Annotated in this window: 16 protein-coding genes and 2 pseudogenes; 10 read left to right on the plus strand and 8 right to left on the minus strand. The window is 71.1% G+C overall.

Features of this window, described 5'->3' with window-relative positions; all coding sequences use genetic code 11:
- Nucleotides 1–45: 45 nt before the first annotated feature.
- Nucleotides 46–1,332 (minus strand): MFS transporter, encoded by a 1,287-nt coding sequence (locus tag QFZ82_RS34185; protein ID WP_307716806.1) that lies wholly within the window; start codon nt 1,330–1,332, stop codon nt 46–48.
- A 76-nt stretch (nt 1,333–1,408) separates the two neighbouring features.
- On the opposite strand from QFZ82_RS34185, the gene QFZ82_RS34190 reads away from it, so the two are divergent.
- Together QFZ82_RS34190 and QFZ82_RS34195 are read left to right on the plus strand one after the other, a co-directional pair.
- A complete protein-coding gene (locus QFZ82_RS34190; RefSeq protein ID WP_177148246.1) occupies nt 1,409–2,623 on the plus strand; it encodes an ROK family protein in 1,215 nt (404 codons plus the stop codon).
- A gap of 82 nt (nt 2,624–2,705) precedes the next feature.
- Nucleotides 2,706–3,554 (plus strand): YhjD/YihY/BrkB family envelope integrity protein, encoded by an 849-nt coding sequence (locus QFZ82_RS34195; protein WP_307716807.1) that lies wholly within the window; start codon nt 2,706–2,708, stop codon nt 3,552–3,554.
- Nucleotides 3,555–3,591: 37 nt separating this feature from the next.
- Here QFZ82_RS34195 and QFZ82_RS34200 read toward each other — a convergent pair whose 3' ends face one another.
- On the minus strand, nt 3,592–4,173 hold the full coding sequence (locus tag QFZ82_RS34200) for a DUF4865 family protein (RefSeq protein ID WP_307716808.1): 582 nt from the start codon (nt 4,171–4,173) through the stop codon (nt 3,592–3,594).
- Between the two features lie 7 nt (nt 4,174–4,180).
- Nucleotides 4,181–4,768 carry a TetR/AcrR family transcriptional regulator gene (locus QFZ82_RS34205; protein WP_307716809.1) on the minus strand — a complete coding sequence of 196 codons (588 nt, stop codon included), beginning with the start codon at nt 4,766–4,768 and terminating at the stop codon, nt 4,181–4,183.
- 154 nt (nt 4,769–4,922) lie between these two features.
- Here QFZ82_RS34205 and QFZ82_RS34210 point away from each other — a divergent pair.
- Nucleotides 4,923–5,036: pseudogene (locus tag QFZ82_RS34210) on the plus strand (SHOCT domain-containing protein); the annotation flags it as partial.
- Nucleotides 5,037–5,207: 171 nt separating this feature from the next.
- Here the strand turns inward: QFZ82_RS34210 and QFZ82_RS34215 are convergent.
- Together QFZ82_RS34215 and QFZ82_RS34220 are read right to left on the minus strand one after the other, a co-directional pair.
- Nucleotides 5,208–5,729 (minus strand): ATP-binding protein, encoded by a 522-nt coding sequence (locus QFZ82_RS34215; RefSeq protein WP_307716810.1) that lies wholly within the window; start codon nt 5,727–5,729, stop codon nt 5,208–5,210.
- A gap of 182 nt (nt 5,730–5,911) precedes the next feature.
- Nucleotides 5,912–6,235 (minus strand): hypothetical protein, encoded by a 324-nt coding sequence (locus QFZ82_RS34220; RefSeq protein ID WP_307716811.1) that lies wholly within the window; start codon nt 6,233–6,235, stop codon nt 5,912–5,914.
- A gap of 196 nt (nt 6,236–6,431) precedes the next feature.
- Here QFZ82_RS34220 and QFZ82_RS34225 point away from each other — a divergent pair, with 196 nt between their 5' ends.
- On the plus strand, nt 6,432–7,628 hold the full coding sequence (locus tag QFZ82_RS34225; protein WP_307716812.1) for a PLP-dependent cysteine synthase family protein: 1,197 nt from the start codon (nt 6,432–6,434) through the stop codon (nt 7,626–7,628).
- A gap of 47 nt (nt 7,629–7,675) precedes the next feature.
- On the opposite strand, the gene QFZ82_RS34230 is transcribed toward QFZ82_RS34225, so the two are convergent.
- Nucleotides 7,676–8,158: an SRPBCC family protein gene (locus QFZ82_RS34230; RefSeq protein WP_307716813.1), complete on the minus strand. Its 483-nt coding sequence runs from the start codon at nt 8,156–8,158 to the stop codon at nt 7,676–7,678.
- 179 nt (nt 8,159–8,337) lie between these two features.
- On the opposite strand from QFZ82_RS34230, the pseudogene QFZ82_RS34235 reads away from it, so the two are divergent.
- The 6 genes and pseudogenes from QFZ82_RS34235 to QFZ82_RS34260 all read left to right on the plus strand — a co-directional run.
- Nucleotides 8,338–8,602: pseudogene (locus QFZ82_RS34235) on the plus strand (aminoglycoside phosphotransferase); the annotation flags it as partial.
- A gap of 247 nt (nt 8,603–8,849) precedes the next feature.
- Nucleotides 8,850–10,187 (plus strand): LCP family protein, encoded by a 1,338-nt coding sequence (locus tag QFZ82_RS34240; protein WP_307716814.1) that lies wholly within the window; start codon nt 8,850–8,852, stop codon nt 10,185–10,187.
- Between the two features lie 265 nt (nt 10,188–10,452).
- Nucleotides 10,453–12,069 carry a phospholipase D family protein gene (locus QFZ82_RS34245; RefSeq protein ID WP_307716815.1) on the plus strand — a complete coding sequence of 539 codons (1,617 nt, stop codon included), beginning with the start codon at nt 10,453–10,455 and terminating at the stop codon, nt 12,067–12,069.
- 426 nt (nt 12,070–12,495) lie between these two features.
- Entirely contained in the window at nt 12,496–13,152 is a 657-nt protein-coding gene (locus tag QFZ82_RS34250; RefSeq protein ID WP_307716816.1) for a DUF4360 domain-containing protein, read from the plus strand.
- A gap of 270 nt (nt 13,153–13,422) precedes the next feature.
- Nucleotides 13,423–14,067 (plus strand): CBS domain-containing protein, encoded by a 645-nt coding sequence (locus QFZ82_RS34255; protein ID WP_307716817.1) that lies wholly within the window; start codon nt 13,423–13,425, stop codon nt 14,065–14,067.
- A 152-nt stretch (nt 14,068–14,219) separates the two neighbouring features.
- Nucleotides 14,220–14,921 carry a VOC family protein gene (locus QFZ82_RS34260; protein ID WP_307716818.1) on the plus strand — a complete coding sequence of 234 codons (702 nt, stop codon included), beginning with the start codon at nt 14,220–14,222 and terminating at the stop codon, nt 14,919–14,921.
- A 216-nt stretch (nt 14,922–15,137) separates the two neighbouring features.
- Here the strand turns inward: QFZ82_RS34260 and QFZ82_RS34265 are convergent, their stop codons facing one another.
- Both QFZ82_RS34265 and QFZ82_RS34270 read right to left on the minus strand, forming a co-directional pair.
- Nucleotides 15,138–15,476: a MerR family transcriptional regulator gene (locus QFZ82_RS34265; RefSeq protein ID WP_307716819.1), complete on the minus strand. Its 339-nt coding sequence runs from the start codon at nt 15,474–15,476 to the stop codon at nt 15,138–15,140.
- Between the two features lie 794 nt (nt 15,477–16,270).
- Entirely contained in the window at nt 16,271–16,579 is a 309-nt protein-coding gene (locus QFZ82_RS34270; protein WP_307716820.1) for an SCO5918 family protein, read from the minus strand.
- Nucleotides 16,580–16,596 lie beyond the last annotated feature (17 nt).

Below are 16,596 nucleotides of genomic sequence, written 5' to 3' on the forward strand. Positions count from 1 at the left end.
GTCCTTCCATGCTGCGCCCGTCCGGGTGCCCGCAGCTGAGTACGGCTACTCAGCCGCCATGGGGGAGACGGCCCGATCCTGTGAACGCCCGGCGGCCCGACCGCGCCGCGCGACCTCCGTACCCGGCGCCGAGGCGTGACGTGCGCCGTACGCGATCAGCGCGGCTCCTGCGGCCAGTGCCGCCACCGTCGTCAGCGCGACGGGCAGCGAGAACCAGTCGGCGAGGAAGCCGATCACGGGCGGGCCCAGCAGCATGCCGCCGTAACCGAGCGTGGACGCGGCCGCGACCCCGCTGGGCCCGGCCAGCGCGCCCGCCCTGCCGACGGCTACGGGGAAGATGTTCGCCAGGCCCAGACCGGCGACGGTGAAGCCCAGCAGCGCGAGCCACACGTTCGGCGCGAGCGCGCCGAGCAGCATCCCGGCCGCGGCGGTCGCGCCGCCGGCGACGAGCGTACGGGTCTGGCCGAGCCGCTCCAGCAGCAGCGTGCCGGTGAGGCGGCCCGCGGTCATGGCGAGGGCGAACAGCGAGTAACCGGCGGCGGCCACGCCCGGGTGCGCGTGCAGATCCTGCTCCAGGTGCAGCGCGCTCCAGTCGGCCATCGCACCCTCGCCGTAGGCGGTGCACAGCGCGATCACGCCGAAGAGGACCACCAGGTTGCGGGTGCGCCCCGTCAGGCGCGCGGGTGCGGTCCCGGGCGCGGGGTCGTCGGAGTTCGGCGCCGGGTGCGTCAGGAGCACGGGTCCGGCCGCGGCGGTGACCAGCAGGCCGAGCCCGGTGAGCGCGAGCAGGTGCGCGGTCGGGGACAGGCCGCCGGCGACGAGACCGCCGAGTCCCGCGCCGAGCATGCCACCGAGGCTGAACGCAGCGTGGAAGCCGGGCATGACGGGCCGGCGCAGGGCCGTGACCAGATCGACGGCCGCGCTGTTCATGGCGACGTTGATCCCGCCGTACGCGGCGCCGAAGACGAGCAGCACCAGACCGAGGGTGAGCGCGGAGTGCGTCAGCGGAGGCAGCGCCATGCTCAGCGAGAGCAGCACGGCGCTGCCCACGGTCACGGCGTGGCTGCCGAGGCGGCGGCACAGCCGGCCGGTGAGCGTCATGGTGACCACGGCGCCGGCGGAGACGCCGAGCAGGGCGAGGCCGAGATCGCTCGCGGAGGAGCCTGTCTGTTCCTTGATCGCGGGAATGCGGACGACCCAGCCGGCGAAGAGGAAGCCGTCGAGGGCGAAGAAGACGGTGAGGGCGGTGCGGAGGCGGGACAGGGAGAGCGGTGCGGTGTTTCCGCCGGGTCCCCCTGAAGCGGCCGTCCGGAGTTTGTTTAGAAGCGGCACAAACTCAGAATAGGGCCTCGGGCCCGTTGCGTACAAGGCGGCTGCTCCCCGTCCGGATCATGGGACACTCACCTGCATGAACGGCAAGGCGACGAGCAACCGGACGAGAATCGAAAGAGGCCGCAGCGCCCTCGGCCCGGCACTGGAACTGGTGCACACCGGGCGGGCGCCCACGCGTGCCGTACTCACCGCCGAGCTCGGCGTCACCCGCGCCACGGCCGGAGCCGTCGCCGCCGAGCTCGAAGCGCTCGGCCTCATCCGGGTCGACTCGCGGCCCGGAGCCGCCGCCGGATCCCAGGGCCGCCCCTCGCACCGCCTCGCCGTCGACGACACCGGCCCGGTCGTCCTCGCCGCCCAGGTCCACGCCGACGGATTCCGTGCCGCGCTCGTCGGCCTCGGCGGCCGCACGGTCGCCACAGCGCCCGGCTGCGTCACCGTCCAGGCGGATCCGGCGCAGGTGCTCGGTGAGGTCGTCGAGGCGGGCGCGGCTTTGCTGCGCGAGAGCGGCCGACGCTGTGTCGGCGCGGGGCTCGCCGTGCCCTCCGCGGTCGCCGAACCCGAGGGCACCGCCCTCAACCCCCTGCACCTGGCCTGGCCGGCCGGTGCCCCCGTACGCGACATCTTCGCCGAACGCGTCGCCGCGGCGGGCATCCGGGGGCCCGCCTTCACCGGCAACGATGTCAACCTCGCGGCACTCGCCGAGCACCGCCACGGCGCCGGCCGCGGTGCCCAGCACCTGCTGTGCGTCGCCACCGGCCACCGCGGCGTCGGAGGCGCGCTGGTGCTCGACGGCCGCCTGCACACGGGCAGTTCGGGCCTCGCGCTGGAGGTCGGTCACCTCACCGTCAACCCGGAGGGCCGCCCCTGCCACTGCGGCAGCCGTGGCTGCCTCGACGTCGAGGCCGACCCCCTCGCCTTCCTGACCGCCACGGGCCGCGACCTGGGCCCCGAGGTCTCGCTGCTCCAGCAGTCCAGGGACCTGCTGCGCGGGGAGTACGACGACCCGGCCGTCCGCAGGGCGGCGGAGGAACTCATCGACCGCCTCGGCCTCGGCCTCGCCGGACTGGTCAACATCCTCAATCCGGACCGGATCATCCTCGGCGGCCTCCACCGCGAACTCCTGGAGGCGGACCCGGAGCGCCTGCGCGCGGTCGTGGCGGACCGCAGCCTGTGGGGCCGCAGCGGGGGAGTCCCGATCCTGCCGTGCACCCTCGACCACAACTCTCTGGTGGGCGCCGCGGAGCTGGCCTGGCAGCCCGTCCTCGACGACCCGCTGGCGGCGCTCGCCTGACGCACCGACGGGCGGGACGGCGGCCACCCGTCCGGAGGACGGCCCGGCGATCCGCGCCGTGCTTGCGGGTAGTCGACGACACATGACCCACAAGCCCTCCGGGCCGCACCGCGCGCACCGGTTCGAGCACCTGCACCGCAGAGTGCTCGAATCACCCGTCGGGCTCGGCTGGAACCGCGGCCGGGAGATGGAGCTGCTGCACCGGGCCATGGGCTTCGCCGCACTCGGTTTCGTCACCCTCGTGCCGCTGCTCGTCGTCGTCGCGGCCGCCGACCCCGTCAGCGCCGAGGGCTTCGCCCGGTGGCTCGGCGAGGGGCTCGGCGTCTCGCCGGGGTCCCAGCGGCAGGTCGAGCAGCTCTTCGGCATGCCCGGACAGGCGCTCCAGCGCACCACGGCGTTCGGTCTCGCCGCGCTCGCCGTCTTCGGGCTCACCTTCGGGTCCGCCGTACAGACGGGCTACGAGAAGGTGTGGGACCTGCCCACCGCCCGCTGGCACACCATGTGGCGCCACGTGGTGTGGCTGGCGCTGCTGATCCTCTTCCTCGTGGTGTTCATCAATCTCCCGGAGCCGGACTCGGTCGTGGCCACCGTGTTCACCATGATCGCCGACCTGCTGGGCACGGTCGTGTTCTTCTGGGTGTCCCAGCGCATCCTGCTCGGCGGCCGGGTCCGCTGGCGCGCCCTGCTGCCCGGCGCGGTGGCCACCGCCGTGTCCATGCTCGGGCTGCGGGTCTTCTCGCAGCTCGTCTTCTCGCCGCTGATCGCCTCGAACGCCGTCACCTACGGCCCGTTCGGCACCGTCCTCGTGATCCAGTCGTGGCTCGTCGGCGTCGGCGTGGTGGTCTACGGCGGGGCGCTCGCGGGTCGCCTGGTCCACGAGGAGCTGACCCGGCGCAGGCTGCTCCGCGCGGTCGAGCACGACGACTTGTAGCCCACCGTCCCGCGACCGGGCCCGCCGTGCACGAGAGTCACCAGTGCCGTCCCCGGCCCAGGGAGCCGCGCTCGGGCGACGAGACGTGCAGGACCTCGTAACGGTCGCCGGGCGCCGCGGGCGAGTCGTGGTCCCACAGGGTCACGTGCATCAGCTCCCAGCGGTACGGGTCGACGCCGAGCGCCGCGCAGACGGCGCCCTCGCGCCGCGCGAGCCGTTCCGTCTCGGCAGCCGCCTCCTCGACGAGCGGGCCGGGCCTGACCCCCGGCGGAAGCCGCTGCCTGCGCCGGACGGCGGTGCGCGCCCCGGCCGCCGCCGAGGGCCCGTCGTGGTACGCGGCCCCCGTCCAGTGCTGCACCTCCGGGCGGCCGAAGTCGTCGACGATGCCCTGGAAACCGGGCCCCCACAGAAAGCCGTTCATGCCCTCGGGCGCGGCCCACAGATACAGCGGCGCGTACTGGTTCACGGGCGAGCCGGCGGCGCGTTCGCGCATCAGGTACGCCTTGAGGCCGAGTCCGGGGAAGCCGTCCAGCAGATGGCCGCGGCGCGCCACGCGGTCGCGGATGATCCCCATGTCGTAGTCGGCGGGCAGGGTGATCTCGTACTGCATCGCGTGCACGGTCGGGTCAACTCCTTTGGGCGGACGGGGGTGCGAGGAGGGCGAGCAGGCCGCGGACACCCGCGTCGAAGGGTGCCGTCGAGCCGGAGGCGCGGGCCAGCACGTAACCGCCCTGCACGGTCGCGACGATCGTCGCCGCGACCTCGGACGGGACCAGCGCGGCACTCAGCTCTCCGCTCTCCCGGCCCTCGTCGACGACGGCGGCGAGCCTGCCCCGCAGCCATGCGAGCGTCTCGTCCACCGGTGCCCGCAACGCGTCGCCGGCGACGACGTCCGGATCCATCGTCAGCCGGCCGACCGGGCATCCGCGGAGCACGTCGCGCTCGCGCAGCAGGTACGCGGCGATGCGCTCGTGCGCGGTGCCGGGACCGCCGAGCACCGTCTCGGCCGCGGCCCGCATGTCGTCGGCCGTGCGCCGGATCGCGGCCAGCGCCAGGTCGGGCTTGCCGGAGAAGTGGTGGTACATGCTGCCCTGGCCCGCGCCGGCCTGCTGCTGGATCGCCTTCGGGCTGGTGCCCACATAGCCGCGCTCCCACAGCAGTTCGCGGGTCGCCTCGATCAATCGTTCCGAGGTGCTCATGGAGGCAGTGTACATACCAGTAGGTACAGAACGTCATCCCCGGCCCCGAGCCGCCCGGAGAAGCCGCCCTCGCCCCGCGTACTCCCCGTGGGGTACGCGCACAGCCGCCGGCCGTACGACGATTCGGCCCCCGTCCGGCGGGAGCCTCGGAAGCGTCAGCTGAACCGAGATGAACACCCTCGCCTGCGACGGGCCCGGCCCGTGGATCCTCTTCTTCCCGCTGATCTGGGCGGCCGTCATCGTCGGCGTCGTCACCGTCCTGCGCCGCACCGGCGTCTGGCAGTTCGGCCGCACCACCAAGGACGGTGCGGCATGACCCCGCACCCGAACGGGCCCGGACCACCGGTCGGGGCGGGGGCGGACCACCGGGCCCCCGCCCCGCCGCCCGGGTCGTCGACGCCGTGAAGGTCTACGGCAGCGGGGACACCGACGCCGCCCTGCCCGCCCCGCCCGGTCAGCCGGCAACGGCCGACCGGGCGGTGGCAGTTGCGGCATCGGCCTTCGCCTCGGGCACCTCGGAGAACGGGCCGGTGGTCGTGGCCCCGTACACCGCCGGGTACTCGGGCAGCGTGATCGCGGGGCAGGTCGCGGGCAGGGTGAACCAGACGACCTTGCCCGCATCGCCGCGCGGCCGTACGCCCCAGCTCTCACTGACGGCGGCCACCAGCGCGAGGCCGCGGCCGTGGGTCTCGGAAGAGTCCGCGTCGTGGACGGTCGGCAGACGCGGATCGTGGTCGTGGACGGAGACCGTGAGCCGGTCGAGCAGCAGCTCGACGTCCACGGTGCACGTCTTGTCCGGCTGGGCGTGCCGGTGCACATTGGTCAGCAACTCGGTGACGCCGAGCGCTGCCTGGTCGATCAGAGGATCGAGATGCCAGTAGCGCAGTTGCGCCGAGATGATTCTGCGGACCTGACCGATCCGCGACGGCAGGGCCTGGAGCTCCACCGTGCAGTGCCTGCTGGGCTGGCTGATCACGGCTGCGACTCCCCGAATTAGGTCCGGAAGAAGACGAGACAAGAGATCCAGCAGTCGGCCGCCTGCTGAACATACCGGCGGGGCTGGATCTCAGCGTGACCGCCGGTTAACCCTGAGTGATGTGGAACCAGCGTGAACCATGACCTGGGGGGCCGCAACTCGCGGCACTCCCGTGCCTGTTCTCAACTCCTGTTGCCGCCCGCCCCGCGCAACGCCTCCAGGAAGCGTCCGGCGAGAGCCTTTCCGTCGGGCCGCCGACTGCGCTGACCCATGGTCAGGCGATACCGCTTCCCGTTCAGCGTCGCCACCGTGCTGTCGTCACCGGCGAACCAAGGCCGGCCCGCGGTGACGGCGCGCACGGGCGCGCTCTCGATCACGCGGCCGTAACTCGTCATCAGCGCCAGCCGGCCGTCCTTGATCAGCACTTGCCCGGCCCGCGTCAGTGAACGTGGCCAGCGCTCGATCCGCACGCCAGTCGCGCTGAAATCCGGCTCCGCGGTTGCCATCGTGTCCGCCCCCTTCGCAGCTACTCCTGTGGGAAGTCTGCACACTTGGGCCGCCGTGCACCAGTGCGCCTGGTCCAAGCCTTGCACAAGTGCCTCCTATGGATCCCCAAAGCGAATGTTTGCCCAGGTGAGGGGCTTACTGTTGCGGGTGGGCACACATCGTGGACCAGTGGCGGGCGAGGCGAGGACGGCACTCATGAGCACGCGTGAGAATCCAGTGGCGGGCGAGGCGGGCGACGTATCCGCCGAACGGGTGAGACCGGATGCGGACCCGGCTCCGCCCACGGCCGGGGCGGTCGCGACCGTCGACGTGGACCGCACCGACCCCGCGTACCGGACCTGGCTGAAAGAGGCCGTGCGCAAGGTGCAGGCCGACGCCAACCGCTCCGCCGACACGCACCTGCTGCGCTTCCCGCTGCCCGAGGAATGGGGCATCGACCTCTACCTCAAGGACGAGTCCACGCACCCGACGGGCAGCCTCAAGCACCGCCTGGCCCGCTCGCTGTTCCTGTACGGCCTGTGCAACGGCTGGATCCGGCCCGGCAAGCCCGTCATCGAGGCGTCCAGCGGCTCGACCGCCGTCTCGGAGGCGTACTTCTCGAAGCTGATCGGCGTCCCCTTCATCGCCGTGATGCCGCGCACCACGAGCCCCGAGAAGATCCGGCTGATCGAGTTCCACGGCGGGCAGTGCCACTTCGTCGACGACTCGCGCCGGATGTACGAGGAGTCCGCCGCGCTCGCGGAGCGGACCGGCGGCCACTACATGGACCAGTTCACCTACGCGGAACGGGCCACCGACTGGCGGGGCAACAACAACATCGCCGAGTCGATCTACCAGCAGCTGCGGCTCGAACGCTATCCGGAGCCCGCCTGGATCGTGGCCACCGCCGGCACGGGAGGCACGTCGGCGACCATCGCCCGCTACGTGCACTACATGCAGTACGACACCCGGGTCTGCGTCCCCGACCCGGAGAACTCCTGTTTCTTCGACGGCTGGACCCACGGCGACCCGGAGGCGAGCAGCGACTGCGGCTCGCGCATCGAGGGCATCGGACGGCCCCGCATGGAGCCGAGCTTCGTCCCCGGCGCCATCGACCGCATGATGAAGGTGCCCGACGCGGCGAGCGTCGCCGCCGTACGCGCCCTGGAGACGGCCATCGGCCGCAAGGCGGGCGGATCGACGGGTACCGGCCTGTGGAGCGCGCTCAAGATCGTCGCCGAGATGGTGGGCAGGGGCGAGAAGGGCAGCGTCGTCACCCTGATCTGCGACCCGGGCGATCGCTACCTCGACAAGTACTACTCCGACGAGTGGCTGGCCGCGCAGGGCCTGGACATCCGGCCGTACGCGGCCGCGATCGAGTCGTTCCTGAGCACCGGCGCCTGGCCCTGCTGAACGCCGCTCGGAGCTGGTCCGCCGGGGTACGGGCGCGGCCGCGCCCGTCAGGGCGTACCGGGTCCGGCCAGCCGGCGGTCCAGATTGCGCACCGCGTCCCTGAAGGCACGCCCCAGCCCTCCTCTGCCCAGCAGCAGCGCGAGGCGCAGCGGAGCGGGTCCGTCGGCGGCGAAGGTCCACTGGATGCGTGATCCCGTCGCCGTCGGTGTGATCCGCCACTCCTCCAACAGGGCGCGCAGGCCCGGGGCGTTGGTCTGCTCGATGCGGTACGCGTAGCGGGTGTCCGGTTCCTTGGCCAGGATGCGCTCGGTGAACACCGTGCCGCCCTTGAGCCTGACCTCGCGGCCCGCGCCGCCCTCCGTCGACCGGGCCGCTGTCACGGCCGTGAACCACTCGGGCAGGTGCTCCACGTCCTCGGCCAGCGTGGCGTACACGGCGGACGGCACGGCCGACACGGGGGCCGAGAACACCAGGCGTATCGGTGCGTTCTCCACGAACTCCAGCTCGACCGGGCGCAGTTGGCGTGCCATGGTGCGGACCTCCAGTGGCGGCGAAGGGTGTGGGGACCGCACACCCTAGCGGCGGGGGCGAAGGATGTCCGCCCCTACGGCTTTCGCCGCGAGCACCCGTCCCGCCCTGCGCCTCACGCGCGGTCGACGCGCCCCGATTGCGCAGCGCGCGAACAGTCCGCCCTGCGCCTCGCGACCCCGACCAGGGCGCGACGCAACCTTGCGACAGCCTCGCCGCCGCCTGGATCCTGCTGCCGGACGGCGCCGCCGGCCTCTTCCACGAGACCTACCGGCCAAGCCCGGACGCCGCGACCCTACGCCGCGCTCGCGGCTGGGCGGTGCTGCGCGCCCTCAGCGGCATCCACATCGGAGACGACGGCGCACGGTGGCCCCGGAGGCAAGCCCACCTGGGGCCCACCCGCCCACGCCGCACTGCAGCGCCTCACCGCATCGGTCCACCAGTGATCAAGCACCCCGGGCGCCGGGCACGGTGAACCACGGGCTGGACAGGCGCGCGGGGCACGTGACTCGCACCGTGACTGCGAACGTCCTGCGGCCGTGGACAGAAGGACCACCGGGGCAGTCCGAGACCCGCGCTGGACAACGCGGGTGACTACCGCGGCCCCGGCGGCGTGCCGAGCGCTCGTAGCGCGCTTCGTCCACTTCTTCCCGTTACCGTCCCACGTGTTCCCTACTCTCTCGGGGGTGTGTGATGCGCCGACTCGCTGTGGGTGTGGCCTTGCTGTCCTCCCTGGTCTCCTGGCCCTGGTTCGCGGGACAGGCCGACTCCGCCCTGGGCGCATCGGAAGCCCGGGCCACCGGCCGCGGCACGAACATCCTGATCGTGGGGACAGACAGCCGTGCCGGCCTGTCTGCTGCCGAGAAGCGGCGCCTCCACGTCGGCGGCGAGGGCTGCGACTGCACTGACGTGATGATGCTCGTGCACCTTTCCGAGGACCGTCGTCGCGCAAGCATCGTCTCCATCCCCCGGGACAGTTACGTCGAGTACGCCACACCGGAAGGTGGCACCACTCCGGCCCACCGGGGCAAGATCAACGGCGCCTTCAAGATCGGCCGGGGTCCCCTCGCCGTACGCACGGTCGAGAAGGCCACCGGGCTGCACATCGACCACTACCTCGAGACCGGCTTCACCGGCTTCGAACAGGCCGTCGACAACCTGGGTGGAGCGACCGTGTGCACGGACAAGCCGCTCAAGGACGAGAACTCCGGCCTCGACATCACCGCGGGAAGCCATCTCATCGACGGAAACGGAGCACTGCGCTACGCCCGGGCCCGGCACATCGACCGACCAGGAGACCTCGGCCGGGTCCGCCGCCAGCAGCGACTGCTCGCCGACATGCTGGCGGACCTGACGGCCAAAGGGGCGCTGACCGGCCCCGCGAGCGCCGCGAGCACGGCTCACCAGCTGCTCAAGTCCGTACGCACGGACGAGCGCACGGGTCTGGACGATCTTGTCCGCATCGGCTGGTCGCTGGGGCGGCTGTCGGCGGACCGGACGGAGTTCGCCACCGTGCCGATCTCCCACTTCGACCACCGGGTGCCCGGCGTCGGCTCCACGCTCCTCTGGCACGACGTCCGCTCCGAGGCCCTGTGGGACGCCCTGCGCGCCGACCGCCCCATCACCGGCGACACCCGCATTCTGCCCGTGCCGGAAACACGCGCCGAGACCGATCCCGCCCGAATCGCGGTACGTGTCGACGACGCCACCGTGGCCAAGGCTCTTCGGCGCAGCAAGTTCGTCGTGACGGACACCTCGGCGTCGGCTCCGGGGGTACGACCCGCAGGCCCCGCCGTCATCACCTACCCCGTCCGGCGTGAAGCGGACGCGGCCACACTGGCCGCGGCCCTGCCCGGGGCGCACCTGCGGGCAACCTCGCGGGCCGATGCCTTCTTCGACGTCGCCGTCGGTTCCGAGCCCGTCGCGGTCAGAGCCGTCACCTACGACCGCAACGTCGCGGACGGCGCCCCCGTCACAGCGGACCGTCTACGCTGCTCCAACGTGACCAGGGCGTATCGACCCCACCGCTGAGGGCCGACGCCGAGGAACCACTGGGCCTGTCGAACAGACCCCGGCCTCATCCTCAGGTGGGATTCCGCACCATGAGGCAGCGGTTGCGGCGTCGCGATCGTGCGGCGGTTCGCGTCAGCCGGCGCACGAGGCCCCGCCGGCCCGCGCCGGCGTCGGGCCGCTCACCGGAACAGGCAGCGGCTGCCGGATCGGCCCTGAAGTGGTACGAAAGAGACCGTCGGAAGCGCACGTGGTGCCCTGCGGTCGTAGGTCGGAGGTGCCGTCCGTGGAACCCATCGACTGGCTGCTGACGGCCAGGGAGCGCGGCAATCCCGCAACCCGCTTGGATCGTCGGCGCCCCGACGGGACGGCATGGTCGGCCGGCAACGAAGTTCGCCCCTTGGTCCACGGTGCGACGTACTTCGCCGAGCTGCTCGCCGCCGTCCGCGCTCTGCGGGCCGGAGACCTGCTGCTGTTCACCGACTGGCGCGGCGATCCCGACGAGCGGCTGGCGGGCCCCGGGACCGAGATCGGTGCCGTGCTGCGCAAGGCGGCCGAGCGCAACGTGGTCGTCAAGGGTCTGGTGTGGCGCTCCCACCTGGACAGTCTGCAGTTCAGCGAGGAGGAGAACCGCCACCTCGGCGAGGAGGTACGGGCGGGAGGCGGCGAGTATCTGCTGGACATGCGAGTCCGTCCCGGCGGCACACACCACCAGAAGTGCGTCGTCCTGCGCCATCCCGGGCGCCCTGAACTGGACGTCGCGTACATCGGTGGCATCGACCTGTCGCACAACCGCAACGACGACATCGACCACGGCGGCGACGACCGCTCACAGCCCATCGCCGCAGCGTACGGACCGCATCCGCCCTGGCACGACATCCAGCTCGCGATCCGGGGCCCCGCGGTCGGCGACGTCGAGACCGTCTTCCGGGAACGCTGGACGGATCCGGCGCCCCTCACCCGCAGCCCGCTGTCCCGGCTGCGCGAATTGCTGCACCGGGAGGACATCCACGCGAACCCACTGCCCCCTCAGCTGCCCGATCCCGCGCCCTGCGGCACACACTCGGTGCAGGTGCTGCGCACGTACCCCAACCGGCTGCTGCGAGGCTACGACTTCGCCCCCGACGGCGAGCGCAGCGTCGCGCGTGCCTATCTGAAGGCACTGCGGCGGGCCCGGGCACTCATCTATCTGGAGGACCAGTACCTGTGGTCCCCGCAGGTGGTGGAGCACTTCGCCCGGGCGCTCCGAGCGAATCCAGGACTACGCCTCATCGCCGTCATCCCCTCCGTCCCCGAACAGGACGGCCCGCTCACGCTGCCGATGAACCTGATCGGCCGCATCACCGCCCTGGAGACACTGCGACGGGCGGGCGCGGGGCGGGTCGCGGTATACGGGCTGGAGAACCATGCCGGGACACCGGTGTACGTGCACGCCAAGGTGTGCGTGGTCGACGACGTGTGGGCCGCGGTGGGCTCCGACAACATCAACCTGCGCTCCTGGACGCACGATTCCGAACTCAGCTGCGCCGTTCTGGACGAGACGACGGACTCCCGGGAACCGCAGGACCCCGCCGGCCTCGGCGACGGCGCGCGCCCCTTCGCCAGGAACCTCCGGCTGACGCTCGCGCGCGAGCACCTGGACCAGGAGGCGCCAGGAGACCCGCAGGCCCCCGACGTCCTGTGCGATCCGGTGGGTGCCTTCGACGCCTTCGCGTCGGCGGCGGCCGCGCTGGACTCCTGGCACGAAAGGGGCCGGTCCGGTGCGAGGCCGCCCGGCCGTCTGCGCACCTACCGGCCACCGGAGCTTTCGCGGGTGCAGCGGCTTCTCGCGATGCCGCTGTACCGCGTGATCATCGATCCGGACGGCCGCCCGCTTCGGCTGCGGCTGCGCAAGACGTTCTGAGAAGCCGGTGGCGCCGCCTTTCCACTTCTCGCTGTAGCCCAAGAAGGGCTTCCGGTCGGCCGAGTTGAAGCCGCATGTCCTCACGCAGGTCCCGGACGGACGCCGGTGATTCTCCTGAGCTCACCCACGTCCGGGAAGGACAGACTCCACGCTGTTCGCCCGCACCCTCTCGTTCCCGTGACGCCTGTGCGTCCTGGGATGCCTATAGCGGGGTCCCAGCGCAGGACGTCTCCCGCTGCGCTCGCCTGGTAGTGCTTTGTCAGGTGGCGTTGGGTGGCGTCAGGTGGCGTCGTAGGGCTGCCATGGCAAGTGTTCGGCGTGGGTCCCGCGGCTCGGAGTCACCTCATGGTCGACTTTGTGTCGCTATGGGTGACGGCCCCATCGAAGTGGTTCGAGCGGGCGCACTGAGCGATCGGAAGGGACCCCATGTTCAGAACAGTGTTCATCGGTGGCGCCACGGCGGCACTTGTCGCTGCCTTCACCCCGCCCTCGGGGGCCACGGCGGTCATGAAATCCCCCGCCCCGCCCGACAAGGTCACGATCGACCTCGTCTCCGTCAATGGCTCGGGCTGCCGACCTGGCAGCGCAACCGTGGCCGTCGCGCCGGACAACACGGCCTTCACCGTCACCTACAGCGAGTACCTCGCCCAGGTCGGCAAGGGCGCCAAGCCGACGGACTTCCGCAAGAACTGCCAGCTCGGTTTGAACGTGTACGCCCCGCAGGGCTTCACCTATTCCATCGCCAAGGCCGACTATCGCGGCTTCGCCAGCCTGCAGAACGGCGCGAGCGCCACGCAGCAGGCCAGCTACTACTTCCAGGGCATGTCCCGGACGTCGTACCGCAGCCACCGGTTCCACGGCCCGCTCCAGGGCAACTGGCAGGTCTCCGACACAACTGCCATTCAGGCCCTCGTCCACAAGCCCTGCGGTGAGGAGCGGAACTTCAACATCAACACCGAGCTGCTCGTGGACGGAGGACGCTCCGACACGACCAACACCACCAGCTTCATGGCGATGGACTCGACAGACGGCAGCTTCACGACCAAGTACCACTTCGCCTGGAAGAAGTGCCCGGTGCGCTGACGCCTGCGTAGCCGGCCCGGCGCCCGACGTGTCGGCCGCCGGGCCGGTTGGCCAGACCCAATGCTGCACGCCGCCGGTTACTGAAACCGCGGGGGCCGCTGGCCCTCCTCGCCAGGCCAAGTGTCACTGGTCGCCGGAGCGGCGGGGTGCTGTCATGGGTAGGGAAGAGGCGTTGACGAGCCGGCAGGGCCGCGGAGGCCGGCGCGCCGCGCGTGTCCGCTCAGGCGGTCCGACCGCGACCACCCCGTCGCAGCGGAGGAGGCCGATGCCATGCTGTACCGCCGCACGGTCGGTGACGTGATGACCGAGGAGGTCGTCACCCTCCGTCCCGACACACCGTTCCAGGAGGTCGCCGCCCTGCTGGACGCGAACGACATCGTCGCGGCCCCGGTCGTCGACGACGACGGTGCCCCCGTCGGCGTCGTGTCCGCGTCCGACGTGCTGCGGCACGAGACCGGTATGCCCGATCCGCTGGGGCAGGACGGGAACGATGAGCATGCCTGGGGCAAGGCGCGGGCCCGGACCGCGGGCGCGCTCATGAGCAGCCCCGTCTTCACCGCCCGCGCCGACTGGACGATCACCCGGGCCGCGCGGGAACTTCGCAGGCGGCACGTCAAGCAGCTGCCGGTGGTCGGCGACGACGGCCTCCTCACCGGCATCGTCAGCCGCAGCGACCTGCTCGACGCCTTCATCCGCTCCGACGCCGAGATCCGCGGCGAGGTCGAGCAGGACGTCCTGGGGCGAATCCTCGGCCTGGACGAGGGCACCGTCGCGGTCGAGGTCCGGGACGGGGCCGTCACCCTTCGGGGTCACGTTCCGGAACCGCGTCTCGTCCCGGTGGTCGTGGGCCTCTGCCAGGGCGTCGACGGTGTCGTCACCGTGGACGCCCAGCTCGCCGCCGCCAGGGAAGGCTAGCTAGGGCATTCCACTAAAGCGGATCTTGGTCGTGAGTGATCGCGTTCTGTGGGGCGTGGGGCTCTGGCGAACGGCCGGTGGGCCGACTTGAACCGTTAGGCGATCACCAACAAAATGTCCCTTACTATTCAAGTTTGACTAGACTGGCGGGCGTGAGTGAGAAGACCATCCCGATGCTGCCGTGCCGGACCATCCAGCCTGTTCTCGACTTCTACACCGCCCTCGGGTTCGACGTGACCTTCCAGCAGAAGAGCCCTAATCCGTACGCGGTCGTGGAGCGCGGCGGCATTCAGCTCCACTTCTTCGGGATGAAGCGGTACGAACCGGCCGAGTCTTACAGCACGTGCTACATCCAAACCGATGACGTCGATGGGCTGCACGAGGTCTTCCGGACCAGGCTCAAGGCGGCGTACGGAAGAATCCCGACCCGCGGGCTGCCGCGCATAGGGCCGCTGAAGGACACGTCGCACGGCGTACGGCAGTTCCTCGTGACCGATCCGGGCGGCAACTGCCTGCGCATCGGGCAGCAGACAAGTCAGGACCACCATCACCGGCCCGCACCCAAGGAGATCTTTTCCCGAGCCCTGCATCACGCGTCCCTCCTCGCGGACTCGAGGGACGACCCGGCGGGCGCCGTGAAAATCATCGACCGGGTGTTGCGCATCGAGGGCGAGTTGCCCACCCCCGTGCAGTTGCTTCGCCTCCTCGTGCTGCGTGCGGATGTCGCCGGGCGCCTCGGTGACGAAGAGACCGCGACGTCCGCGCTCACCAGGGCCGCCGCACTCCACCTCACCGCGCAGGAGCGGGAGTCGGTGCACGACGACCTCGAGCGTCTCGAGGAGCTGCGAGGCTAGGGTCTGCTGCGAAAGTGCTGGTCACAGCCACTTGTTGAGCCCATCGTCCGAGAAGTCCGCGCGGGATCCGGAGCCACCGGCTGCCATCGGCGAGGCCGGTGGCACCGGGGGCATGTGGCGCGACGCGACAGTGCTGTCAGGCTCCGTCCCGGGCCTGCTCGCCGCTGGGGGCGACGACCTCGTGCGCTGCAGCCGGGCCTTCGGGCCCGGACGGGCTCACTGGGACTCGTCGCCTTCTGCGGCCGCCGCGCGGCGGAACTCCGCGTTGATGCGCTGGGCCTCCTCGAGTTGGTCCTCGAGGATGACGATGCGGCAGGCGGCCTCGACCGGCATGCCTTCGTCGACGAGCTCGCGGGCGCGGGCGGCGATCCGAAGCTGGTAGCGGGAGTAGCGGCGGTGTCCGCCCTCCGAGCGGAGCGGGGTGATGAGCCGGGCCTCACCGATGGCGCGGAGAAAACCGGGAGTCGTGCCGAGCATCTCGGCGGCACGTCCCATGGTGTATGCGGGGTAGTCGTCGTCGTCCAGGCGACCACTGAGCGGAGTGTCTGCTGTCATTCTCACCTCGTAGTACAACGCGTCGAGGGGCCCTGGTGCTGTACGGCACCAGGGCCCCGAAGGAAATTCAACACCATCTGTCGGCTCTACTTGCTGTGCCGACCTGCTGTGTCCGTCACCTCGCCCGGGAGAGGGCGAGAGTACGGGGATCGCGGATGCGTGACCGGGGACCACCTTCCATTCCGGGGTCTTGCGGTACCCGGGCGGAATCCTCCGTGCCCGGGCGATCCTGATGGCGTCTGGTTCCTCCATTTCTCCGTCGAGCCGATCACCGGCAACTGACTGGTGGTGCGAACTGCTGGTGTTGCTGTCGGCAGCCCCTCGGCCTGCGGGCCGCCCGGTGCGCCTGCCAGTCCCGTCGCCGTCCTGCGAACAACGTGGCTTCGGAACTCCGCAGTCGCACCGTCCTGCGAACTTCTTGTACCGCTACCCGGCAGTTCGTCTCTGCCGGGTCTCATTCGACTTCTCCTGCGAAAGAAACGCTAGCTGGGTGGCAGTCCAATGTCTACTGTGGCGAGCATAGATTTTGATTGCTCATGACCGAGGTAATCCGCGCGCAGCAACGGCAGATCGCCCCGCTCGTCCGGTCCGGGCCATCGCACGCGGCGGGAAGCGCCGCCACGTGCCATGGCCAGTGGGCCCCGCCCGACGGGCCTGCAGATCTCCGACGCACCTCCCGCCACGCGGCTCGGGTGCCAGCCAGTCCGGATGCCGAACGCGACAAGGGCTCGACCGGCGAGTGCCGGTCGAGCCCTTGTCGCGTCGTGTGTCCCGCCTTTGGCCTCTTGCGCCTGCTACACGGCGGAGGAGCTGCCGAGCAGGGCCGCCGCTTCCTCGAACGGAGTGCGGTCACGCGCGGGCGTGGCGACGGGCTGGGCCCGGCACGTGAAGCCGAGGCGGGTCACGGCCCTGGTGACCTCGCCGGCGGTGAAGTCGCGACGGTCCTGCCGGGTGATGACCTCGCCCACTTGCATCACGGGGTAGTGGCGGCGGCCGATGATCACGAAGTCACCCTTGATCGGCTCGGGCCTGACGCCTTTCATCGACGCCAGCACCCCGCTCTTGGACAGGTCGAACGGGAAACGGGCGATGACGCAGCGCATGGTGCCTCACATTTGGG

Origin of the sequence: Streptomyces sp. V4I23 (assembly GCF_030817975.1) — a bacterium.
Lineage (GTDB): Bacteria > Actinomycetota > Actinomycetes > Streptomycetales > Streptomycetaceae > Streptomyces.